Raw genomic sequence first — 22,546 nt, 5'->3', positions numbered from 1 at the left:
CCCTCCATTTTGCCCAGTTCTGCTTGACAAAAAAGGGCAAGGCTCGCCGATTAGACCAAGAGGGGCCAGTAGAGTCTACAGTTTTATAATTCTTATCGTTTGAAGGTTTACAGCCACCAGCCGGTGGAACTCCAACAACCATACCTCGAATACAGGTCTAAGCATGCCTTCTGATCCCCCTTGTTACACTTCTCGCAAAGCTCAGCGTATTCCTTTACTGTCTCCTCATCGCACACTAGCCTACCACATATTTCCACGCAAGTCTCATATCCAGATTTTATAATACATTTCTTATCCATAAAGCATCATCTTTTTATACTTTTTAAACTCTTTAAACTCAATGTCCAAACTTCTAGTAAGAAAGGATCTACAGGACCAGTTGAGGAGTAACGTAGGAGACATGATCAAGCAGATAGAGAGTACAGATTTAAAGGTAGTTGTTTATATGGAGCACACTGAGCAGTCCCCAAGGGTATTGCCAAAGGTCATAAAGTTCAAGCAAGTACTGCCCCTTTTGGCTAAGTTGGCTGACGAGGGACAAGTTGAGGAAGGAGTTGCTAAAGTAATGTTTTACTCCCCCAGCACTGGGAGATCTAGGGGATTAACGCCCAATATGATGGCAGGCTTTCAATACATTAAACCCGGAATGAGCACTAAGCCTCACTCCCACAATATGGCATCCATTTATATAGTGGTGAAAGGGGAGGGGTACTCCGTCATAGACGGTAGAGAGTTTCGATGGGAACAAGGAGACGTGTTCGTCGTCCCTGCAAATTCCGAGCATAGCCACACGAATACAGGTACTGAGGAGGTAATACTATTTGACGTCACAGATTCCGGGTTACTGGAAAATATGGGGATTTTAGAATTTAGAGAAAGTGAATAAATTTTTATCTACTTTTCCCAGACTAGTTTGTACACTTTCAACAGTTTTTCATCTCTCCATTTCGATATCTCTGCGAAGGTCTTACCCTTGATAAATGAGTACTCCTTCATTTGGTTCACCGCTTTTATAACTCCTGTGTAGGGGAACTTATCGTACTTAGCTAGAGTGTGCATCCATTCATTGGCGCCGAAACCGAAACCTCGACTAAAGAAGTATTCCAACCCGCCTTCTCCACCACCAAGGTGATATGTTAGGAAGGGACCCATGAACGCCCAGCGTAAGCCTATGGCGGCAGTCATCACTTTGTCTATATCTTCCACCGTAGCAACACCCTCATCCACAAGATATAGTGCCTCCCTGAAGAGGGCGAAGGCCAACCTGTTACCTATGAATCCCGGTATCTCCTTCTTGAGGGTAACCACTACTCTGTCCAATTTCTCCATAAGGGACTTAGTTCTTTCTACAACCTCTTGGGAGGTCTTCTCTCCTGGGACTACCTCAACCAGAGGGAGTAGATGTGGTGGATTCCAAGGATGAGCTATCACCCCTCTCTCAGGATGTTTCGACATGGCTTTCTGTATCTCCGTCATGAGAAGACCTGAGGTACTGCTGGCTAGAACGACGTCCTTTTCTAAAAGCTGGTCCAGAGTCGAAAAGAGCTTCTTCTTAGCGTCATAGTCCTCAATAATTGCCTCAATGACAAATGAGGAATTACTCACAGCCTGTTGAAGATCCGTTGTTGGTTCAACCCTATTGAGAACCTGAGATACGTCATCATTAATCTGGGAATTGTTTTTCATCACTTGTAAATAATTTCTCAACTTCTCGATTCCTTTGTTTAACGTCTCCTGCTTTTCCGTAAATAAAGAAACCTTATACCCCTTTGACGCAAAGAGTGTAGCCCAACCTACACCTATCACTCCTGCACCTATGATTGATATCTTTTCCGGCATGGAAGTTCATACAGTATAAGCAATATAAATTTATAGTGAGAGATCCAGTATAAGGGTAATAGGTAGTTATAGAACCATAGCTGCATCACGGTGAAGCCCTTAAAGATCTCTTAGCAAATCTTGCTCAAAAAACGAAATAAAGCAGTCAATCCGGTAGAACAGTAAGGATTATAGGACTTGGTAGTTATCTACCTCATGTTGCACCATGTTCTCGGACCAACTGAATGATTACGTAAACTCGATCGAGGATAGACTGAAGGCTAGATTTGAAAGCAGGGAAAAATTGATTCAAGTCTCAAGAGAGGCGATAAGGTACTCCGGAGAGACCATATCCCTTTCCCACAGGGGAAGAAAACAGGAAGCGTTGGAAAAGTACTCCAAGGCTAAGGAAAAGATACAAGAAATAAACTCTATCATACAGAGCTTCCCAGAACTCCTATTCGGTGACGTGGGTACAGCATACCAAGAGATAAGCGAGGCAGCAGTAGTTCTCTCCTTTTACTTTGGAGTTCCGCTAGATTTACCACTTGACCTAGGGATACCAGATATCTACTACGTTACTGGGATTGCTGACGCCATAGGGGAGATGAGGAGAGCGACCTTAGAGACGCTCAGAAAAGGGGATAGCTCTAAGGCGAAGGAAATACTGGATGAGATGGAGAACTTGTACGACATAATATGGAAATTGGAATACCCGAAGTCCCTAGTCCCTGGGCTCAGGCAAAAGATAGACGCCATGAGGAGAGTGTTGGAGGAAACCAGACATGACGTATTCCTGTCCGAAATAGTGGGGAAATTAAATAACACATGAAAGTATAAAAATTAAGAATAACGTGTGACGATATAATCCACCAGTCTGCTGGGGACGTCTATTCCTGTAGCTAGCATGAATCCCTTAAACTCAGGAACGTCATTTAACTCGTTGATAAGATATCCTCTGGATTGATGCTCTAGTACGTCTATGGAAATGAACTCTCCATTAACTATACCAGCAGCCTTCAATGTGATCTCCTTTAACCCCTGATCAATCTCCAGAGGGGAAGGGGTACCCCCTAAAGCCACATTTGCCCTCCACTCATTGGATGGAATGTTTCTGGCGTAACATCCCAAGAGCTCGTTGCCCATCACTATACATCTTATGTCCCTGTTCTTTCCAGTTACGTATTCCTGGACTATGTGAACCTTTAACGCCGAGTTTCCCATCATCTCCCTATGCTCTATTATAGTCTTTCCTTCAAGGATGTCCCTTATAAGGGAGACCATCCTTCCCCAACTCCCTATAGGTGGTTTGTCGATGAGTGGAAAGCTCATCTGTTCATACGCTTTCATTACGGCGTCTGGAGACATGGCAATTATTGACTCAGGTATCTGAATCCCAGCCTTGAATAACTTCGAGTAGGTCAAAATCTTGTCCCCTGCAGTACTTATTACATCGGTGGAATTGATTGTGTGTACACCAGCTCCCTCAAGAACCGCTGCTGCGTATAGAGACCTATACATACTTACCGCCCTTATGATGGCAACGTCATACCTTCCTAGAGCTCTATTGAAGGGAAGAGGCTCTTGCGCTACGTTTAGAACGTCATAGGGCACATTCCTTTCGTTTAATGCTTTGACAAGGAGTTTCTCCTCCTGTCTCACTATGTCCACAACCAGAGCTACCCTCATCATATTCCTCCTCCATACCTTTCAATTTCATAAAAAGTTAGTTCATTTGATACCATTGCTCCGGACACTTCCCTGCCTAACCTTCCGTTAAGGATAAGAGGCACGTTAAAATCAGCAGCTGCCCTTCTTACCTTATAGTCTATTGACTTCAAGTAACCGTTAGTGACTAATAACTCAATTTCCTTTTTGGCCATCATTTCCACCGCTTCATCCCTCGTTGACATCTCAAAGCCAGGTAGGGGCAAAACGTCCAGGGTTATTACGTTTAGTCCCAACTTTTGAAGGTTTCTAGCAGTTTCAGCTAAGTAGTCTTCATTGCCCCTACCGTAAACCAAGGCTGTCCTACCTGGATTAGGTAACCTGTTTGGAGAACTGGAAAGCCAGCTCTTGAGAAGGGCATCGTTGAAAGATACCCCCAGAGACGCTGCCTCACCAGTGCTTCTCATTTCTGGGCCTAGGAAAGGATAGGAGTCCTTGAGTTGAGCCCATGAGAACTGAGCCGACTTAACTGCCCATGATTTACTGGAGGGTTCCACGAACTCCTCCTTTTCAAGTCCTTCCATAATAGCCTTAACAGCCAGTTCCATCAAGTTTACCCCTTTTGCCTTGCTGGAGAAGGGCATGGATCTGCTAGCCCTTAGGTTCATCTCTATGACGTAGGGCAAGTTGTCCTTTATTACGAACTGTAAATTGAATGGCCCCTTCACCCCGATTTCCCTAGCCAAGGTAATGGCAATCTCCTTGAGGTCCTTCGCGACGTTGGTAACATGCCTAGTGGGTATACTCATGGTACTATCTCCGCTGTGCACCCCAGCCTCCTCCACATGCTCCATTGTTATCCCTACCACGCCCTTGCCATCACTTACCCCGTCTATTTCGGCCTCGAACGCGTTTTCAAGGAACTTACTTATGACGACTGGATACTTGGTGGAGACCTTTACCCTAGTTAAAATTTCCCTGAGCTCCTGTTCGCTGTTTACTATGTTCATGGAGGAGCCGCTGAGGACATAGCTTGGTCTTACTAGGATTGGAAAGCCTACCCTATCCAGAAATTTCCTTATTTCCTCCTGATTCTTGGCGGAAATCCAATCTGGCTGTCTTATACCAAGTCTGTCCAATAGGGATGAGAACTTTTCCCTGTCCTCAGCGTGATCGACTGACTTACCTGAAGTCCCGAATAGTTTAACCCCCATCTCCTCGATTGTTTTGGCTATATTGTTACCTATCTGTCCACCGGCGAAGGTAGCCACGTAGGAGTAGTTCTCCTTCTTTACGACGTCAAGGACTCTCTCAGCTGAGATTTCATCGAAGTAGAGCTTCCTTGTAACGTCCCAATCAGTTGATACGGTCTCAGGATTGAAGTTTAGCACAGCAACTTGATTAAAGTACTTTGTTGCCGCCTTCATGAGCTCCACTACTCCCCAGTCAAACTCAACTGACACACCTATTCTGAAACCTCCAGCACCTACAATTAGCAAGCTGTTCCCTGTGGTGTTGAGCTCTATATCGTCCTCGGAACCTACGTAGGTTAAGTAAAGGTAATTGGTTACTGCAGGCCACTCTCCTGCGAGGGTATCTATTAACTTAATCTTTGGAAGAATTCCAGAAGCGTGCCTGATCTTAATTACCTCGTCCTCTCCAACACCAATCTTTTCGGATATCTGCTCGTCACTAAATCCCAATCTCTTCAGGTGTTCTAAGGTTGAAGGATCAAGCGAAGTTGCGTTAAGTTTCTCGTAAGTCTCCACTAGGTTCTGCAGTTTCCTCAGGAAGAACTTGTCCACTCCAGTTGCCTTGTAGACCTCCTCGGTTGTTGCCCCTTCCTTAAACGCCTTAGCTGCCCAGATAGGCCAATAGGGCCTCCTCCTCGTCATTTCCTTAATCGCGTCATCCTTAGACATGGATGACCTATAGTACTTCCCTCCCACAACACCTGGCTCGCCTATATCCAGCATCCTAATGGCTTTCTGGAGGGCCTCTTCAAATGACCTACCTATACTCATCACTTCTCCGACGCTCTTCATCTCAGTACCAAGGCTTGTGTCGACCTCTTCAAATTTCGGAAGATCCCACCTCGGTACCTTAATAACGACATAATCTAGGCTCGGCTCAAAGCAGGCGCAGGTCGCCCCTGACACCTTATTTAAAATCTCCTCAAGGGTATACCCCAAGGAGAGCTTGGCAGATACGTAGGCCAAAGGATAGCCAGTAGCCTTACTGGCAAGTGCGCTGGACCTTGACATTCTAGGATTCGTCTCTATCACGAAATTGGTATAGCCGTTGGGGTCTAGGGCGAACTGGACGTTGCACTCCCCAACTAGGCTTATGGACTCGGCAACCCTCATCGAAAGAGTCCTCATCTCCTGAAACTCCCTATTGTCCAGGGTTTGACATGGGGTTATCACGATGGATTCCCCAGTATGGACTCCCATGGGGTCAAGGTTCTCCACGCATGCTATCACTGCTGAGTTACCCTTGGAGTCTCTCACCACTTCGTACTCTAACTCCTTCCAGTGATGAAGATATTTCTCTACTAGTACCTCTCCAATATAGCTTTGTGATAATGCCCTATCGATACTTTTCTTCAAGGACTCCTTATCCCAGGCCACTGTGGATCCTCTACCTCCCAAGTTAAAGCTTACCCTAACCATTACAGGGTACCCAATTTCCTCAGCCTTCTCCAAAGCTTCTTGGGAACTTTTAGCGGAAAAGCTGGGGGGGACAGGGATTTTTACGTCTATCATTGTCTCCCTGAACTTCTCCCTGCTCAGAGCCTTCTCTATCCCCTCTATGGGGGTGCCTAACACTTTCACCCCATACTTGTCAAGGATCCCCTTTTTGTAGAGATCCACACCCACGTTCAGAGCTGTTTGGCCACCGAAACCTATTGCTATTGCGTCAGGCCTTTCCTGCTCAATGACCTTTTCCACTGCCCACCAAGTTACTGGGATCATGTAGAGCTTGTCCGTCATCCTTTTGCTAGTCTGAACTGTAGCGACGTTGGAGTTTACCAAAACGGTCTCTATTCCTTCCTCCCTGTAAGCCTTCAGGGATTGGGAGCCACTGTAATCAAACTCTGCCGCCTCAGCTATCTTTATAGGTCCTGACCCAACTATCAATACTTTCTTTATTCCCTTGGGACTCATTCCTTAACCACCATCTTCTTGAACTTATCGAAAACCCACGTAATGTCGTTAGGGCCTGGTCTAGCTTCAGGGTGGAACTGAGTAGTTATCACAGGCAACCTCTTGTGAACCAGGCCCTCAACTGTACCGTCGTCTGGGTTAATGAACCAGACCTGGGTATCCGGAGGAATGTCCTCCTTGAATACGCCGTAACCGTGGTTATGGGTAGAGATGTAACACCTTCCACTAGTTACGTCTACCACTGGCTTATTAATTGCCCTGTGTCCAAACTTCATCTTCCTCACCTTTCCCCCTAAGGAGAGCGTAGCTACCTGGTGTCCTAGGCAAATGCCAAGGGTTGGAATCTTGTACTCCAAGACGTTGGAGAAGTTCTCTATGAGCCCCTTGAGAATATTTGGGTTACCTGGACCGTTGCCGAACACTACCCCTTTGGGAGAGTAATTCACGATCTCTTCTGCGGTCGACTTACAAGGTAACCTTACGATAGTGAAACCGCGTTTATAAAGTTCGTCTAGTATACCGTGTTTTATTCCGCAATCTACGACAACGACGAGTCCGCTACTAGTGGTATTAGTGTGGATGATAGGGGACTTGGGCGAGGTGAAAACCGTGAAATCTACTTCATCATATCTTTGCTTAAGGTACTCCTTAGGATTCTCCACTTGCACTCCAGAGGCAATTACCCCCATCATGGAGCCCTGTGATCTAACCTTCTTAACGATCATCCTAGTGTCCACGGAGGAAACTCCAGGGACGCCCTGCTCCTCCATCCATTTATGAAGGCTCTTGCCTGAGTTCCACTTCGACGGATCAGTCTCCTCTGTAACTACTAGCCCCTCGATCTGAATCTGCTCTGACTCAAAGTTCTGTAAGATCCCTCCCCTAAAGTCTGGGGTAGGGATACCGTAGTTCCCCACAAGTGGGTGAGTTATGACGAGGATCTGTCCCCTATAGGAAGGATCGGTCATGGACTCTGGGTACCCATTCATGGCTGTGGTGAACACTACTTCACCTGCCCTCACTCCCTTGGAGCCAAAACCACATCCCTTCAGGAGTGTCCCGTCCTCCATGTAAATTAGTCCTTCAGTTCCCCTCTTGCAGAATGTCATTTTCTATCAGCCTCAATTCCCCTTCTCCTTTGAGAATCTGGTTTTTATATTCTCTTAGAGTGTGAACGTCCCTGTTTATCCTTTCTTTTGCGAAGGAAATACCTTCAGCTATCCTAGAAGGACTAGGGCTCCCCTCAACAGCTTTCCTAGAAATGGACTCATCAATAGTAATTGATGGTTTAAAGCTTCCCTCCCTAACTGTCTTGGAAACTGTGAAATACGCTTCTCTGTATCTAACCCCATGCTCAGTTAGTTTCTCAGCCTCATCTGTTGCCAACATCTCTTTGTCTAGATTTATTGCCTTAAATTTCACTTTGGAGAGAAGATCCTGGAGGACTTTTACTACCCCCTCAATCTCCTCTAAGATGTCCCACATGAGGGGGTTAATCTCCTGCAAGTCCAAATTGTAGCCTGATGGGAGCGACTTATACGAACTAATTATTGACATCAGCTCACCAATCACCTTAGAGATCCTAGCCCTCGAAACCTCCATCGTAACGGCATTCCTCTTCTGTGGCATTAACGAGCTAGTGCTGACGTGAGTGTCTGGAAGTTCAAGCACATTCACGAATTTCGAAGAAAGTAATATCATATCCTCGATCACTCTGCTCATGGCCAATCCTAGGTTTGTCACCTCCATCAGCGCTGAAATCAAGTCTGACCTTGAGGAAGTGGCTGAGATTGTATTGAGTACAATTCCGTTAAATCCCAAGAGCGTGGCCTCTCTCCTCCTATTTAGGTTTACCGAAGTGCCGACTATGGCACCACTTCCTAAAGGTGATTTATTTATTAGGTCAAGAACTTTAAATATGGCCTCCCATCTTGAGGATATCTCCTCCTCTACATATAAGAGGTAATGCCCGAAGGTAGTAGGTTGCGCAGGTTGAAAGTGGGTGAACGCTGGAAAAGCAATTTTGGAGAAAACCTCTGCGTTCTTAACTAGCTGTTCCCTGAACTGGAGCAAGTCTTCAAGCAGGTTGAGAAGTTCAGCCCTCATTTTCAATCTTAAAGCGGTAGCTACGTGATCGTTCCTGCTTCTGCCCATCCCTATTGCCCCACCGGCATCACCTGCGACCTTTATAATGTGATCTTCCAAAGCCTCATGGACATCCTCATATGAAGGGTCAATGGAACTGAACGAGTTCACTCCCTGAAGTAGTTTTTTTGCATCCTCCTTAGAGATGTAGTTGGAGAGGAAAAGCTCAATTATGTGGGCTTTCATTACTTCTTTCACTTCGTTAAGGATCTTCTGGTCCTGAAGGGAGGAGGATGTATAGTAAACTACAGGATCTTCCTTTGATCCCCACTTCCTATAGAGCATTAATCTAACCTCGCTTTCTTTGTTAGGATCGAGTGTAGACCCCATATTTCAATGAACCCTCTCGCCTCCTCATCAGAGGGATACCATCCCTTATTGTACGAGGAGACCTTCTCTGAGTATGGAGAGTACTTAGCTTTTCTCCCCAGAATCGACATTGACTTTCTATCGATCTCCAGTTTTACCTCCCCTGATATCCACTTATTGAGCTCATTCCCTGCTACCTCCAAAGTATCCCTCAAGGGCTCGTACCAAAGACCCTGATATACGAGATCAGCCCAGAGCGAATCTATGTACCTTTTGAACCTAAGTTCCCTAGGTGTCAGGACGCTCTTTTCTAAGTCCCTATGGGCGCCAATTAGGGTGAGTGCAGCTGGAGCCTCGTAAACCTCCCTGGACTTAAACCCGACAACCCTATTTTCCAAGTGTTCAACTCTTCCAAAGCCCCTAGAGCCGACCTCTTGATTCAACCATCTAATTAGTTCTAATGGGTTCATCTTCTCACCGTTCACTCTCACTGGCTCACCCCCTTCAAACTCTATGTTTATCACGAGCTTGTCGTTCTTCCTCACCTTTGTTAGTTCAAAAGCGTCTTCAGGTACCTCTGAGTAAGGGTCAGAAATGATGTCCCCCTCAATGCTCCTACCCCAGAGGTTTTCATCTATACTATACTTGCTACTTTCAGTCTTTATTGGTATACCCCTTTCCTTAGCGTAAGCTATTTCGTCCTCCCTTGTCATTTTCCATATCCTTGCAGGTGCTATAATTTTCACGTCAGATAGCACAGTCTTCAAAGCTAGGTCGAACCTCACCTGGTCATTGCCTTTAGATGTCGATCCGTGGGCTACGTACTCTGTTCCTTCCTTTTTGGCAATCTCAGCTACTTTTTCAGCTATTAGTGGTCTAGCTAGTGCCGTGGCCAACGGATAAACGTCTTCGTACAACCCATTCATTTTGATGTCCTTAAAGGCGAAGTTTTTAGCAAAGTCCATCTTTGCGTCAATAGTGTAGTGTTTCTCGCTTCCAGCAAGATATGCTCTCTCTTGAATTTTCTTGAAGTCGTCTTCCTGACCTACATCAACGCTCACGCTCACAACTTCTGCGTGATACGTTTCCTTCAGCCATCTAATAGCAACGGTTGTGTCTAAACCTCCAGAATATGCGAGAACTATTTTCATCTTCACACTTACGAATCTCTCTCGGTTATAAGTTATGGGGATAATGAAAATTACGTAGTTCTTGATAGAGATAAAGTTAAAGGACTCCTTCAACAATTTTTAAGGTAATCTTTTTTCTCCAATAAAATCCTCAGTTTCCTTCCAGCACTGGTCGTTGTTAAGGCAGAATTTAATAGCGTTGATAATAAATTGGGATCTACTCTCAGCACCGATCAAGGGAAGTAGTTTATCAATCTCAGCTACCATTTCGTCCTTGAGCCTTATGCTTACAGTTTTAATAGTCATGGAAGGTAATACCGAAAACTTAGATATAAACATTACTAATCTGTAGGATTAATTCGAAAGACTGCTGATGTGGATAACGACTCCGAAATAAATGAGAAAGAACGGAGTGTACTTATTGGCGTTGATTTAGACGATTAAAATAAGTCTAAAGGTGTTCTCAATACCAAGGACTCACCCTTTTGGACGGGTGGAGGTGTGAAAACTGAAGTTTCTTAAGAGGCTGTGACCAGAACAGCCTTTTCCTTGTTAGCCCTATATTCTTCCAATCTCTCCATCATCTTCTTTATTGCAAGGGAGAGCTGATCCTTGTGGTACTTCCTCACGTGTTCCTCCGTATCCTCCCTAGCTACCATAGTATTGCAAACTTTGCACGTATAAACTCCGTTATCGTTCCTAACGACGATAGGTTTAATGTCCTTTGCGAGATACTGAAGAATTGGGATAATCTTCTTAGCTCTCATCTCGTTCCCGCTCTTCTCTATGATCCGTTGGGCGTAACCTCGGAGCTGGTGTTTTGAAATGTTGTATTTATGGGCCACAATGGCCGGTCCTTCTCCGTTCACTAGGTATTCCTCTAAGGCATCTAGCAGATAGTCGCCTCCTCCCAATATCTTCAAAGATACATAATTTACAAGAGACTTTATATCAACTGGCTTCATACTTGCCACAGAATCAGCTTTAACATTCAGAGTTTAAAAGGAATTGACAAAATTCTATATATAAAGAACCCTGGACTTATACGTCGTTATTTTGATGGGTCCAGGCTTCTCTCCGACTTTTCCGAGGATCCAGGAAGGACCAAACGGCTTTAAAACGTTCATAACTTCATCAACGTTAGAGTCTCTGGTGAACAGGACCATACCAACACCCATATTGAACACTTGGTGCATTTCCTCGTGAGTGACGCCAGCACTTTCGATTACCTTAAAAATCTCCGGCGGATCCGGTAAGGTCATTTCCATGGAGAGGTTGGTGAGCCTCCTTAACTTTGAAAACGAACCTCCAGTGATGTGCCCTGCACCTTTTATCTTATCCATTACAGATAGGACAGGCCTTACGTAAATCTTGGTTGGAGTGAGTAGTTGATCCTGCCACTCTTCAAAGGAAAGTTTACCTTGATCAATCAGCCTTCTAACCAAGGAATAACCGTTGGAGTGAACTCCGCTACTTCCCAGTCCAATTATTACGTCCCCTCCGGATATGTCGTTACCAACCTTAAGTTCTTCCACGATTCCCATTGCCGTGCAAGCCACGTCAAACCCGTTAACCACGTCCTTCATGATAGCTGTCTCTCCCCCAATTACTTCTGAGTCAGACTCCTTTGCTCCTTCTACGATACCCTCCAAGATCTCTCTTACCAGCTGCTCGTCAGGCGAATCCATGGCAATATAATCTAGAATAGCTAAAGGTCTGGCCCCCACACACAGCAAGTCGTTGACGTTCATGGCTACGCAGTCCTTCCCTATTCCGCGATACTTTCTGGCCTTTCTAGCTAGGAGAGTTTTGGTGCCTACCCCATCCACGTGGAGCGCTATCTTCTTGCCTAAGACGTCTATGACTCCCGAGTAGTGACCGGCCCCTAGGACAGTCCTCCTATAGGTTGACGAAATGAGGGAGGCAATGTCAGAGTGAACTTCCTTTACCTTGTTAAGGTCTACTCCAGACTTGCTATATTCGCTCACCAGAGACCACCGTTGGGTGCCCAGTCTGCGGAGACCCCCAGTGCGTCCCTTTTGATTCTGTTCCTGTATGAGTACCTCACTATCTCAGCCTTCTCTATCTGGTCACGCAAGGACTTCCCTATGTCCCTTCTAAATACCAGCTCCGTGTTTGCACTGATCATTTTTACGCATCCGTCCAACCTATTTGAGGCTTCTTGAAACTCCCCTAGAGATACCAGCTCCAGGGCCCTGGATCCTCTGGTGATCAGTTTCCCTCCCTCATAAGCGATTGAGCCGAAGTATACGTTACAGCCTCTCTCCCTCATTGCTTTGAGATCCAGCTGGATCTCCTTACCTGTGGCTAGATCTCTCCTTAAGGGATAACCTAGAGGAGCTACAGCCTTAACTACTGCTCCTTCTTCCTTGACTGAGAGGGTTGCCTTTGAGAGCTTCTCCTCAGCTGTTAACTGGAGTAAGTAACCGAAGTCAGAATCAATTCTAGGAATGATTGCTGTAGTTTCCGGATCCCCCATCCTCGAATAGAACTCGATCACCGTAGGCCCCCACAACTCGGTGAGCATCATCTGACCTGAGATAAAGCCCTTGTAGCTCTCTCCAGCTTCCGTCCTTATGGCATCTGCAGTCTTTTTTATAATATCCAAAGTTCCTTGGTATTCTTCCTGGTTAATGAAGGGGAGCAGGTGTCCCGGACCTGAGATGGATCCCATGCCTCCAGTTTCCGGACCTATCCCATCCTGATAAGCGTGTTTGTAGTCTTGCGCCAAGGGTAGAGGCAAGAAAGTCTGTCCATCAGTTAGGACGTGAAGAGTGTACTCCGGTCCGTCAACCCTCTCCTCAATAATGATCTTGATCTCGTTCTTTACAAGGGAGCCAATCTCGTTCACGCTTTTGCTCAGGGCCCTTCTTTTCTCCTTTGAGAGGTAGGCCTGTATGTCAGCGACTACCTTAACCCCTTTACCCCCAACCTGCTCGGAGGGTTTAACCGCTACTGAGCCTTGATACTCCAAAATGAACTTTGACGCTTCCTCTATGCTTGAGAAAGCTTTGTACCTTAACCTTCCTTCAATATTGTACTTCCACATGAGAGATCTCATCCAGACCTTTGACCTTTCTATTTCCGCAGCGGCTTTATTGGGCCCCACCACAGGAATACCGTTGGCTCTGAACTCGTCTGCAACCCCATAAAATAGAGGGTCCTCAGGACCTATTACCCCGAAATCCGGATTGAACCTAGATATTGCTCTCTTTACCTCGTCCCTGGAATTAATGTTTCCAGTGACGTAGTCCCCACCAGTCCTTAGGACTGCTTCCCTTATTCCAGGGTTCACATATGATGAGAGAGCGAATACCCTATACCCTTCAGCCGAATTGGCCAACGCCTCAGCCATGGCGTGCTCTCTTGCTCCGTCTCCAACTAGCAACACTTTCATCCTAGATCACCTTTGGATAACTCTTGGTCATACAACCTGTGCATAGGTTATAGTTGGTCACTTTCTTCAAACCGTCTAGCGTGAGCCAATGGATGGAGTCTGCACCCAAAACCCTGGCAATTTGTTCCTCCCCAAGGTTTGCAGCGATGAGCTCTCTTTCCTCTGGGACCTCAACGCCATACGGGCACTTGGACACTAGCTTAGGGCTACCAATCAGAACGTGAACCTCTTTTGCGCCCAGTTTCCTTAGGCTCATTATTGTGTTTTTGAGAGTAGTTCCAGTGACCATGGAGTCGTCTATTAAGACTACCCTTTTCCCGAACACCGCGTCCTTAATTGGATTAAGCTTGAGCTGAACTCCCACTATCTTTAGGAAACTATCTGACGCTAGCATTGTCCTTATGGGGCTTCCAGTCCTGGTGAAACCTAGGTCCATTGGTATCCCGAGCTTTCTAGAATATCCTAGAGCAAAAGGTAAAGCTGTATCCGGCACCCCAATGACCGTGTCTGCATCTATAGGTCTTTCCTCAGCTAACTGTTCCCCTATCTTTACCCTGGTCTCGTAAATGCTCCTCTCGTTGGCGAAGCTGTCGATCCTGGCTTGATAGACGTACTCTATGGAGCAGTAGGCTTTCTTGGGCTCTTTTATCCTTTCAGCCTTTATGTTAAGGCTGTTCACCGTTACCATTTCTCCTGGTTCTATCTCCCTTCTGAAGTCACCTCCTATGACAGACATGGCGACGGGTTCCGACGCTATTATTGCCATATCAAATCCGAAACCACCGAGGCTGAGCGGTCTTATCCCGGTTTCGTCCCTGTACCCTATCATATCTCCGTCCCTAGTTAAGGCAATCAGGGAATAAACTCCCTTCTCCTCCTCCAAAGCCTTTCTTGGATCCTTGGTGAACTTCTTCAAGAACTCCTCGGGATTCCTCAACACTCCGTCAACTGATATGGCCACATCTTCGTTAACTATGGGATATCCATTCCTTGAGCCGGTGTACCCTATCCCTGCCCATCCTTCCATATCAAGCTCCAAGTCCTCAGGTGCCACGTCCTTTGTAGCAAACACTATCTCGTTATTTAGCATTGCTACCCCACTGGACGCGTAACCCCTGTGCTGGAGCCCTACCATGGAGTACTTCAAAAACTTACCTACGTTCCAAACCCTATCGAAGGCTAATATTCCTACTATTCCTGCCATTTTGTCACCTCGAGAAAACCCTCTCCAATTTTGAGAGGTCATACTTACCCTTTAGTGGGTAGACACCAGAGAAGCAAGCTTCGCAGAGGTTCTTCCTCCCGATGGCTCTCTCCATTTCGTCAGTTTCAAGATACTCAACGCTGTCAGCTCCTACCTCACTAGCGATCCTCTTGATGTCCCCCAAGTTGGCCAAAAGCTCGGATCTCCTGGGGAAGTCAATACCCATATAACATGGATACCTTATCATGGGGGAACCAATCCTAACGTGAATTTCTGTAGCGCCTCCGTTTCTCAGGGACGCTATGAGTCTCTTCATGGTATTTCCCCTCACTATGGAGTCGTCAATAAGTACCACCCTTTTACCGCTGACTGCTCGTTCCACAACACCGAACTTCTCCTTGAGTACCTCATTCCTTTTCTCATTAGAGGGCATAATGAAAGACCTCTTTGAGGAGACTGTCCTCACCAAAGCCTCCTCCAGCGGTATACCGCTCTTCCTTGAGAAGCCTAAGGCTATGGGTCTTGACGAGTCTGGAACTGGAACTACAATGTCACCTTTTGCAGGATGCCTCTCTGCCAACAACTCCCCTAGTCTAACCCTGGAGGTATAGACGGAGATCCCGTCTATTACCGAGTCGCTCCTGGAGAAGTAAATGTACTCAAAGGCGCAAGTAGCCGAAGGAAGGTTGTATACGCTCTCCCTTGATATCCCTTTTTCCTTAATTACGACCAACTCTCCAGGATGTACAGACCCAATAACCTTACCTCCCAACTGTTTGATAGCAGAGTCCTCCGATGACACTACCTTGCTCCCGTCAATTTCGCCTACGACTAGGGGGCGAAATCCCCTTGGATCCCTCATGGCTATGAGCTCTTCATCAGATAGAATCAGGAGGGAATAAGCCCCGTCAGCTACGTCCATGAAGGACTTGGCAGCCCTGACCAAGTCACCTTCTCTCTCTAACTCCTTGGAGAGGAAGTTAAGGATAAACTCAGTGTCTGTCGCGAATTCACCAAAATGGAAGTGGTTGGTAATGGTTCCGTTGAAGGATACTGAAATCCTTTCGTTACTTAAGGGCTGAGCCTCCGTGATAGTTGTAGACCCAGTTGTAGAGTACCTTACGTGACCTATCGCCATCTGGGCGTTCCTAAGCTCTTTGGGATCAAGTGCCTCACCCACGAGACCAAGTCCCTTCTTCGTAACAACACTACCTCGCTCTATCCAAGATATCCCAGCGGACTCCTGTCCCCTATGCTGAAGAAGCTTCAATCCCTCGTAGGTAAGCCTCGTTGCGTCCTCCCCAACCACTCCAAAGACTCCGCAATGTTCTTTCATAGAACCTCCTCCAAGAACCTGAAATAGTTGCTAGTAATTTTCTCTGTATTGAATGATTTTTCATCTATAATTAGGTCAGAACCCTGGTATGCCTTTCCTATAACTGAGGCTTGAATTCCCAGCCTTCCCGCCTGATATAGGAACCACTGCGGATCGTCAGTTACCACAAGGAACCTTCCACTACCCTCGGAGAACATTTTGGCTAAAATATCTGAAGTCCCTTGGATAGCTCCGCTGGTTATGGCTACTGTCAAGCCGTTGACTATTAATGGCAAAACAGCGCCGGCAAGACCACCTTTAGACAGGTCCTTGCTCCACTTAACCTTGTCCTCATTGATCCCCTTTATGACGAGTTTGGAAGCCAGCTCGTCCTCCATCAACCTAACCTTCGGTATACTTCCTCTTCCGCCGAATAATCTGCTATAAAGAGTTCCTCGAAGTTCATTCCTTGTTAAACCCAACAAAACTAGTGAGCCCTCTTGAGGCTTTCCTTTTCCTAGCTTCCCTTCCACCAGCCCCGCCATGACCACTAGAGGTGTTGGCTTTATAGGATTCCCTTCCTTGTCCTCATTGTGGAACGATACCTTTCCGCCCACCACTGGAATAGAGAAGAACTTTGAAGCCTCCGAAATGCCCCTCACAGCCTCGATGAAGTCGTGGTAAACCTCTGGCTTTCTTGGATCTCCAAACTGCAAGTGGTCCACCAGGGCTATCCCCCTGGCGCCAACGGTAGCTAAGTTCCTATAAGTTTCGGCGACTATGGCCTTACCGCATTCGTAGCTGTCCTCGCTACATAGGTCTTGGTTCGCATCTCCCTTTAACGCCAGTAACCTCCCATTGGGTAACTCCACAACTGCGCTGTCCCCATCTCCAGGTTTCACAACTGTAGACGTCCCAACCTCATAGTCAAACTGGGAGTATGCCCACTCCTTGCTTACTAGGTCCGGGTGCGTCATTACCCTTACGATGGCTTCCTTTAGTTCCACTGGTCTAGAGTCAGAATTTGATCTTTCCTTCCTCTCTGCGGGCCAGACCACTAGAGGAGGGTTCAACAGTAGATCAGAGGGCAACTGAGCGACCGTCTCACCCTTATAGAGAAACCTTATGGTAGGCTCTGTTGAGATTTCTCCTATCTCGGCGCATGGGTAGTTGAGCTCTTGAAACTTCGAACACACTGCCTCAACTTTCTCTGGCTTAACTGCGAACAGCATCCTTTCCTGAGTCTCTGAGATAATAATCTCCTCAGGTAACAAATCCCTATATCTCAAAGGGACTTTTTCAAGGTTAACTACGGCTCCTAAGCCGTTAGCCATTTCTGTCACTGCCACGGCCAGTCCACCGCCCCCTAGATCTTTAATAGCGCTGACGTCCTTCGCGACCTCAAGCGTAAGGTCAATTATTACCTTCCCTGCAAAGGGGTCAGCGATCTGGACTGCGCCTATTTCATCTAATCCGCTTAGTTTACGGGACGCAAAGGACGCTCCACCCAGACCGTCCAACCCCGTGAAACCCACCAGCACGAGCTTTAGACCGGACTCCTTGACTACGCTAGGAACTATGGAGTCCTTCTTTACTACCCCTACACACGCCACATCCACCAGAGGATTGTCATTGTAAGTTTCGTCGAAGGAAAGCTCCCCACCAACAACTGGTACCCCCACGCTATTACCGTAGAATCCGATACCGGAGATGATGTTTTTGACCAGCCACTTCCCCTTCTGGTCTAACCTCCCGACCCTGATCATATCAAGGAGTGCAATGGGACGGGCACCTTTACTGATAATGTCCCTGAGTATTCCCCCCACTCCAGTTGCTGCGCCGTTGAAAGGGTCAATGGCTGACGGGTGATTATGGCTCTCCACCTTAAGTACTAGAGCCCAACCGTCCCCAACGTCCACAGCACCTGCATCTTGCCAATCTTCCACGCTCATCACTACGTTAGGTCCGGTGCTTGGAAGGCTTCTCAGAAACACCTTTGAGCTCTTATAGGAGCAGTGCTCAGACCAGAGCGCATCTACTAGTTTCCACTCAGCCTCATTGGGTTCCCTATTCAGAACCCTCCTAACCACTTCCATTTCCCTTTGAGAAAGGGTGAGCATCATTTCCCGAACACCTTTAGGATCTCCAGACCGTCTGTGGACCCATCTGGGGAAATTGTAGAGAACGATGCTCTCTCTGGGTGTGGCATAAGCCCAACTACGTTACCAGCGTCGTTGGATATTCCAGCAATGTTAAGTATGGATCCATTTGGGTTTGCCTCTGGTGTCGGTAGTCCGCTTTCATCAACATATTGGAAAAGGGACAGTCTAGACGCAAGTTCTTCGTCGTCCAGGAAATACCTGCCTTCCATGTGGGCTATTGGCATAAACAAAGTCTCCTTGGAGTCTTTTGTAAACTGTGTGTCTCTCCTTCTAACCTTGACCCTGACCCATCTAGTTATGAACCTCAAGTTTAGGTTTGGGAGAAGGGCGCCCTTTAGTATGTTGGACTCCACCAAGATTTGGAAGCCATTGCAGATGCCCAGAACCAACTTTCCCTCATCAGCCATATCCTTAACCCTCTTCATGGCTTCGCTGTTGGCAGCTATAGTTCCAGCTCTAATGTAATCCCCGAAACTGAAGCCTCCAGGGATGACTACCCCACCGTATCTGTCGGGATCAAATTTGTTAAACTGGACTACCTCTACTTCTGCCCCCACTTTCTTCAGGGCTTTGGCGACATCTATCTCGCACGTGGTTCCTGGAAACTTAAGAACTGCCGTCCTCAAGCCTTTCAGCCCTCACTCTGATCTTATGAACTATGGGGTTGTAGAGCCTCTTCTCCTCAGCCAACTTTGCCACAAGCCTTTCAGCTTCCTCCTTAGAGCTAGCATCTACTAAAAGCTCTATGAACTTCCCCACTCTGGCTGAGGATATCCTATTGGGAACTTCAGGATCAAGTACGTATCTCTTTAGAGTCTCCCCTTCTGGATCCCTCACGCCGTCCTTGTTTATCACTATGAGCTCCACCCTGTACACCTACACCACCTGAGTAAGCCTGTTGAAGAACTCAGAGTAGGACGCCTTTACAACCTCCAATGGCTGACCCCTCCTGTATAGATCCTTGTCCAATATCCTCCCGCTTTCAGGGTCCCTTACTCTCATGGAGTCCAAAGAGATCTCGTCCCCTATCATGAGCCTTCCGTTAAACCTTCCGAACTCCAGTTTGAAATCGTACAGGGAAAGCTTCATGTTGGTTACAACCCTTCTCAAAACTTCGTTCACCTTGAACATTATCTGCTCTATCTCCTTCGCCTCCCCTTCTTCCATTAGCTTGAGGTACCTCATGTGATGATAATTCAACAGTGGGTCATGCCTGGCGTCGTCCTTTAAGAAGAACTCTACGATGGGAGGGTCAAAAATTTCCCCCTCATTGATAGGCAACCTCTTTACGATGCTCCCTGTTGCAATATTCCTCAAAACCACCTCTACAGGGATCATCTTTAACTTCTTGGCTATCATAGTTCTGTCGTCCTTCATGCCCACGTAATGTGTAGAAATCCCCTCCCTTTCTAAGAGCCTGAAGATTATTGCTGAGGTCTGCGCGTTCAGAACCCCCTTACCTAAAATTACATCAGCCTTGGCACCGTCCCCGGCCGTCACAGTGTCCTTGAACTTAAGTAAAACGTGGTCCTCGTCTAGAAGGAAGACCTCCTTGGTCTTTCCTTCGCCAATCTTTTCCATAATGTCATTTACGTGATTAGCTTAAAAATTCACTCATTCACGGATTCCTCTTTTACTTGGACAAGTAAACACAGCTATTAAACGTGAAGGATAATGAAGGTAAGTCATGGAAATAACCATAGAGGACTTTCAAAAGCTAGAGATTAAGGTAGGTAAGGTCATTGAAGCTGAAAGGATAGAGGGAACTAGACTTCTCAAGTTGAAGGTGGACTTAGGCTCAGAGACCAGACAGATCGTGTCTGGGATAGCGGAGTACTACACCCCGGACCAAATTCTAAACAAGAACGTTATTGTACTCACCAACCTTAAGCCTAGGATAATAAGGGGTTTTGAAAGTCAAGGGATGATTTTAGCTGCGGGTTGCAAGGAGGACGAGCAAAGGGGAGTTAAGCCTGTTCTGCTTGTCCCTGATGGGGACGCCCCCCAGGGGACCAAAGTATGTTGAATCCCTTTGAGAGGCTATCTCCACTTCCACCGGTGGAGGTTTTGATTGATAGTGTTGCGAACAAGTTGGGGTCAATAAATGGGAAGACTGTGAAGGAGAGGGAGATAAGGAGACTCAAATACTTCCAGGATAGGGTCTCGCTCTACAACGAATTTGTGAAGCGTTTCCCCAGGATAGACCAACTTCACCCGTTTTACCAGACCTCCCTTGAGATAGCCTCCGGTTCTCTTGACAAGGTCAGGATTTGCCTGAGCAAAATAAGTAGAAGCTCCAGCGTAGCCAGGTCGATGTTGGAGAAGTACCAGAGGCTGATAAGGGTCAGTCCTGAGCATAGGGCAAACTCTTTGATGAGAGCGGGGTTTGGAAGGGCGGCCTCAATATTAAGGGAAGCTAAGCAATGCGTGGATTGGATATCCTCCGTGGTTGTTGAGGTTTCTAAGGGGAAAGCCATAGACCCAGATCTCCCCACAGTCATTGTCGCAGGACCTCCAAATGTTGGAAAATCGACTCTGGTCTCCCTAATCTCAAGCGCCAAGCCCGAGGTCGCGAACTACCCCTTCACCACTAAGGAGATCCACGTGGGTCACATGAATTGCGGAGCGAAGGTTCAGGTTATAGATACGCCTGGGATTTTAGATAGACCGGACGTTGAGAGGAACGTCATAGAGAGGAAGGCTATAAACGCCTTGAGGAATTTGAGGGGAGTGGTTGTTTTCCTGTTTGACGTGTCCGAATCTGCTAACTATACGGCTGAGGAGCAACTAAACATATACAGGTCGGTGAGCTCCCTCGATAAGCCTATAATCGTCGCTCTCAATAAGGTAGATAATCCAGATAAAGCATTGAAAGAGAAGATCCTAAATAGCGTGAACGCGTTGGAGATTAGTTGTACCATCGGGCAAGGAATTACCGAGCTGAAGAGGGAGATTTTTAAACTGCTCCGAACAGTTATTCAAGATCCTAGTGCAGTACTGGATTGTTGAAATATTTACTTCAATTCAAGGTGAGGGTTTAGTAATAGGTAGTCCATCCAATTTCGTGAGGTTAGCTGGGTGCAACTTACGCTGCGTCTGGTGCGATACCAAGAACTCTTGGATAAGGGAGGAGGGAAAGCCAATGAGGATGGAGGAGATCCTGAAGTCCCTTAATCCAGCTGTAAGATGGACAACGGTGACGGGAGGGGAACCTCTACTGCAGGACATACTTCCCCTATCCTTGGCTCTAAAGGAGATGGGATACAAGATAGTGGTTGAGACGAATGGGACTGTTAAGCCAAAGGGGGAGTTAAGGAAGGTAGTGGACGTTTTCTCCGTGTCTCCAAAGTTATCCAACTCAGGACATAAGCTCAGGTACGACTTCTCAGACGACTGGGCTACGTATTACAAGTTCGTTGTAGTCAACCCCGCCCGTGAGTTGAGGGAGGTCAAGGACTTCGTTGAGAGTCAGATGATAAACCCAGAGAAGGTCATACTCCAACCTGACGGTAACAGACCTGACTACATTCAGGCTTTAAAGGAATTATCAGACGCTGTCATGGACATGGGTCTCCCCTTCAGGGTTCTCCCCCAACTTCACAGAATCATCTCCTACAGATAGGAGTATAGCGTCCCTCAACTGGTTTTTCTTCTCCTTAGCCTTGGACAGGACTTCATTAGCGAGGTTTTCTAAGTACTCCAACCCCTCGTGACTCGTGTAGTCAATCGCGTGGGCTACTTTGATCCCTGTTCTCAGTTCTACTAGTATGCCTTTGTTGTTTTCGGTCAAGATGCCACTGTGCTTGAACCCTACACTCCTGGCTATCTCCAACACTGTCCACGCTTCCTCATAATCTTGAGTGTAGACGTGGAGAATGGGTCCCTGGACTACTAGCCAGAGCCTCCTTACCTTCCCTTTCTCAATTATCCTTTCTAGCTCACCCTTTGAAATCCCCAGGTGGTTCTTGTAGACAACAGATGAATCTCTCCTGCTCCAGGGATAAAAGGAATCTATGACTGTTATTCTCCCACTACAGCTACTGTAGGTGTAGGATTTATCCCTCCTGAAAAAAGCCATTAAGAGGTCGGATATATCAGGGTCCAGATATCCAATGTCTCTATCTCTGAGGAGCCTTCTGTACGCTTCTTCCTTATAATCTCTCCAAACGCCTCCCAAGAACGTCTCCTTCCATAAGATTAGGGTTGAGCT

At 46.8% G+C, this 22,546-nt stretch carries 23 protein-coding genes; 5 read left to right on the top strand and 18 right to left on the bottom strand.

All coding sequences use genetic code 11. The features are described 5' to 3' along the window. Positions 1 to 107: 107 nt before the first annotated feature. Positions 108 to 299, bottom strand: a complete 192-nt coding sequence (locus GWK48_RS03815; protein ID WP_174629778.1) for a hypothetical protein — start codon at positions 297 to 299, stop codon at positions 108 to 110. 41 nt (positions 300 to 340) lie between these two features. On the opposite strand from GWK48_RS03815, the gene GWK48_RS03810 reads away from it, so the two are divergent. Further along, positions 341 to 886 carry a cupin domain-containing protein gene (locus tag GWK48_RS03810; protein WP_174629776.1) on the top strand — a complete coding sequence of 182 codons (546 nt, stop codon included), beginning with the start codon at positions 341 to 343 and terminating at the stop codon, positions 884 to 886. A gap of 8 nt (positions 887 to 894) precedes the next feature. Here the strand turns inward: GWK48_RS03810 and GWK48_RS03805 are convergent, their stop codons facing one another. After that, positions 895 to 1,839, bottom strand: coding sequence for a 3-hydroxyacyl-CoA dehydrogenase family protein (locus tag GWK48_RS03805; RefSeq protein ID WP_174629774.1), 945 nt, complete (start codon positions 1,837 to 1,839; stop codon positions 895 to 897). 205 nt (positions 1,840 to 2,044) lie between these two features. Between GWK48_RS03805 and GWK48_RS03800 the strand changes: the two genes are divergently transcribed. Then, positions 2,045 to 2,650 (top strand): translin family protein, encoded by a 606-nt coding sequence (locus tag GWK48_RS03800; RefSeq protein ID WP_174629772.1) that lies wholly within the window; start codon positions 2,045 to 2,047, stop codon positions 2,648 to 2,650. An 11-nt stretch (positions 2,651 to 2,661) separates the two neighbouring features. On the opposite strand, the gene lysX is transcribed toward GWK48_RS03800, so the two are convergent. The 15 genes from lysX to GWK48_RS03725 all read right to left on the bottom strand — a co-directional run bounded on the left by lysX (position 2,662) and on the right by GWK48_RS03725 (position 19,917). Beyond that, positions 2,662 to 3,507 (bottom strand): lysine biosynthesis protein LysX, encoded by an 846-nt coding sequence (gene lysX, locus GWK48_RS03795; protein ID WP_174629770.1) that lies wholly within the window; start codon positions 3,505 to 3,507, stop codon positions 2,662 to 2,664. Beyond that, positions 3,507 to 6,653 (bottom strand): carbamoyl-phosphate synthase (glutamine-hydrolyzing) large subunit, encoded by a 3,147-nt coding sequence (gene carB, locus GWK48_RS03790; protein WP_174629769.1) that lies wholly within the window; start codon positions 6,651 to 6,653, stop codon positions 3,507 to 3,509. Before carB ends, lysX begins: the two co-directional genes overlap by 1 nt. Beyond that, positions 6,650 to 7,762, bottom strand: coding sequence for a glutamine-hydrolyzing carbamoyl-phosphate synthase small subunit (gene carA / locus GWK48_RS03785; RefSeq protein ID WP_174629767.1), 1,113 nt, complete (start codon positions 7,760 to 7,762; stop codon positions 6,650 to 6,652). Before carA ends, carB begins: the two co-directional genes overlap by 4 nt. Continuing rightward, on the bottom strand, positions 7,737 to 9,083 hold the full coding sequence (gene argH / locus GWK48_RS03780) for an argininosuccinate lyase (RefSeq protein ID WP_174629756.1): 1,347 nt from the start codon (positions 9,081 to 9,083) through the stop codon (positions 7,737 to 7,739). The genes carA and argH overlap by 26 nt, the downstream gene beginning before the upstream one ends. Beyond that, on the bottom strand, positions 9,083 to 10,258 hold the full coding sequence (locus GWK48_RS03775; RefSeq protein WP_174629754.1) for an argininosuccinate synthase: 1,176 nt from the start codon (positions 10,256 to 10,258) through the stop codon (positions 9,083 to 9,085). The genes argH and GWK48_RS03775 overlap by 1 nt, the downstream gene beginning before the upstream one ends. A 99-nt stretch (positions 10,259 to 10,357) precedes the next feature. Beyond that, a complete protein-coding gene (locus tag GWK48_RS03770; protein WP_174629752.1) occupies positions 10,358 to 10,543 on the bottom strand; it encodes a ribbon-helix-helix domain-containing protein in 186 nt (61 codons plus the stop codon). 212 nt (positions 10,544 to 10,755) lie between these two features. Further along, complete coding sequence (locus GWK48_RS03765; protein WP_174632514.1) at positions 10,756 to 11,202, bottom strand: hypothetical protein; 447 nt, start codon at positions 11,200 to 11,202, stop codon at positions 10,756 to 10,758. Positions 11,203 to 11,256: 54 nt separating this feature from the next. Beyond that, positions 11,257 to 12,228: a phosphoribosylformylglycinamidine cyclo-ligase gene (purM, locus tag GWK48_RS03760; RefSeq protein WP_174632512.1), complete on the bottom strand. Its 972-nt coding sequence runs from the start codon at positions 12,226 to 12,228 to the stop codon at positions 11,257 to 11,259. Beyond that, on the bottom strand, positions 12,222 to 13,655 hold the full coding sequence (gene purD / locus GWK48_RS03755) for a phosphoribosylamine--glycine ligase (RefSeq protein WP_174629750.1): 1,434 nt from the start codon (positions 13,653 to 13,655) through the stop codon (positions 12,222 to 12,224). The genes purM and purD overlap by 7 nt, the downstream gene beginning before the upstream one ends. Before the next feature lies 1 nt (position 13,656). Then, complete coding sequence (locus tag GWK48_RS03750) at positions 13,657 to 14,859, bottom strand: amidophosphoribosyltransferase (RefSeq protein WP_174629748.1); 1,203 nt, start codon at positions 14,857 to 14,859, stop codon at positions 13,657 to 13,659. A gap of 4 nt (positions 14,860 to 14,863) precedes the next feature. After that, the gene (gene purF / locus GWK48_RS03745) at positions 14,864 to 16,195 is read right to left on the bottom strand and encodes an amidophosphoribosyltransferase (RefSeq protein ID WP_174629747.1); all 1,332 of its coding nucleotides are present in this window, start codon (positions 16,193 to 16,195) and stop codon (positions 14,864 to 14,866) included. Then, entirely contained in the window at positions 16,192 to 18,297 is a 2,106-nt protein-coding gene (gene purL / locus GWK48_RS03740) for a phosphoribosylformylglycinamidine synthase subunit PurL (RefSeq protein ID WP_174629745.1), read from the bottom strand. Before purL ends, purF begins: the two co-directional genes overlap by 4 nt. Beyond that, on the bottom strand, positions 18,294 to 18,962 hold the full coding sequence (purQ, locus tag GWK48_RS03735) for a phosphoribosylformylglycinamidine synthase I (protein WP_174629743.1): 669 nt from the start codon (positions 18,960 to 18,962) through the stop codon (positions 18,294 to 18,296). The genes purL and purQ overlap by 4 nt, the downstream gene beginning before the upstream one ends. Then, complete coding sequence (locus GWK48_RS03730; RefSeq protein ID WP_174629736.1) at positions 18,943 to 19,212, bottom strand: phosphoribosylformylglycinamidine synthase subunit PurS; 270 nt, start codon at positions 19,210 to 19,212, stop codon at positions 18,943 to 18,945. Before GWK48_RS03730 ends, purQ begins: the two co-directional genes overlap by 20 nt. Then, the gene (locus GWK48_RS03725; protein ID WP_174629728.1) at positions 19,213 to 19,917 is read right to left on the bottom strand and encodes a phosphoribosylaminoimidazolesuccinocarboxamide synthase; all 705 of its coding nucleotides are present in this window, start codon (positions 19,915 to 19,917) and stop codon (positions 19,213 to 19,215) included. Between the two features lie 106 nt (positions 19,918 to 20,023). Here GWK48_RS03725 and metG point away from each other — a divergent pair, with 106 nt between their 5' ends. From metG to GWK48_RS03710, 3 genes are read left to right on the top strand one after another with little or no spacing between them, the layout of a single operon-like run. Next, positions 20,024 to 20,362, top strand: coding sequence for a methionine--tRNA ligase subunit beta (gene metG, locus GWK48_RS03720; protein ID WP_174629727.1), 339 nt, complete (start codon positions 20,024 to 20,026; stop codon positions 20,360 to 20,362). Further along, complete coding sequence (locus GWK48_RS03715; RefSeq protein WP_174629723.1) at positions 20,356 to 21,345, top strand: NOG1 family protein; 990 nt, start codon at positions 20,356 to 20,358, stop codon at positions 21,343 to 21,345. The genes metG and GWK48_RS03715 overlap by 7 nt, the downstream gene beginning before the upstream one ends. Beyond that, positions 21,326 to 21,958, top strand: coding sequence for a 7-carboxy-7-deazaguanine synthase QueE (locus tag GWK48_RS03710; RefSeq protein ID WP_174629712.1), 633 nt, complete (start codon positions 21,326 to 21,328; stop codon positions 21,956 to 21,958). Before GWK48_RS03715 ends, GWK48_RS03710 begins: the two co-directional genes overlap by 20 nt. Here the strand turns inward: GWK48_RS03710 and GWK48_RS03705 are convergent. After that, positions 21,884 to 22,513, bottom strand: a complete 630-nt coding sequence (locus GWK48_RS03705) for a tRNA(Phe) 7-((3-amino-3-carboxypropyl)-4-demethylwyosine(37)-N(4))-methyltransferase (RefSeq protein WP_174629709.1) — start codon at positions 22,511 to 22,513, stop codon at positions 21,884 to 21,886. The two genes, GWK48_RS03710 and GWK48_RS03705, sit on opposite strands and share 75 nt — an antisense overlap. Between the last annotated feature and the right edge of the window lie 33 nt (positions 22,514 to 22,546).

This window comes from Metallosphaera tengchongensis (genome assembly GCF_013343295.1).
In the GTDB taxonomy this organism is placed as follows: Archaea; Thermoproteota; Thermoprotei_A; order Sulfolobales; family Sulfolobaceae; genus Metallosphaera; species Metallosphaera tengchongensis.
This window is presented reverse-complemented; position numbering and strand designations above follow the sequence as displayed.